General features: G+C 65.1%; 1 protein-coding gene and 1 pseudogene. Both read right to left on the bottom strand.

Going from position 1 to position 525, the window contains the following annotated elements; genetic code table 11:
• Positions 1–375, bottom strand: a 375-nt coding sequence (locus AB4072_RS17125) for a chemotaxis protein CheW (RefSeq protein WP_441969937.1), incomplete at its 3' end; no start/stop codon positions are given.
• A 3-nt stretch (positions 376–378) separates the two neighbouring features.
• Positions 379–525, bottom strand: a pseudogene (locus tag AB4072_RS17120) (methyl-accepting chemotaxis protein); the annotation flags it as partial.

The raw sequence follows: 525 nt of genomic DNA, 5'->3' as shown, positions 1-525 counted from the left end.
GTTTGGTTGGAGAGCATCGGGATCGAGCTTGAGCACCTCACCGACTTCATCGACCAGAAGCCCGAAGGCTTCGCCGCGATGTTCGAGGCCGACCGCCATGCGACGACCGCCCGTGTCGAGATCGGCAAGGCCGAGCCGACGACGGAGCGCCACAGCGGTGACGACACGTCCGCGCAGGTTCAAGAGCCCCGCAATCTCGGGCGAAGCGAGCGGCACCGAGGTGATGTCGCTCACAACGAACACGTCGTGCACGCGTTCGATCGGCAAGGCGAGCATCTGGCCCGCCACGATGACGGTTGGAAACTCGCGATGATCGATGAAGGAGCGGGCATCGCCTGCGCCGACGATCCGGCCGTTGGTGTTATCGCGACCCATCGCTCAAGCGGCTTTGACGCCGGATAGGAAGCTGTCGACTTCCTGACTGAGGGTTGAGGAATGGCGTGCGAGTTCCTGGGCGGCGTCGAGGACCTGGGAGGCGGCGGAGCCGGTCTCGCCGGCGCCTTGACGCACGTTGCCGATGTTGCC

The sequence above is a fragment of the Microvirga sp. 2MCAF38 genome, assembly GCF_052115485.1.
Taxonomy (GTDB): Bacteria; Pseudomonadota; Alphaproteobacteria; order Rhizobiales; family Beijerinckiaceae; genus Microvirga.
The sequence above is the reverse complement of the archived record's forward strand: the minus strand, read 5'-3'. Positions and strand labels throughout refer to the sequence as shown.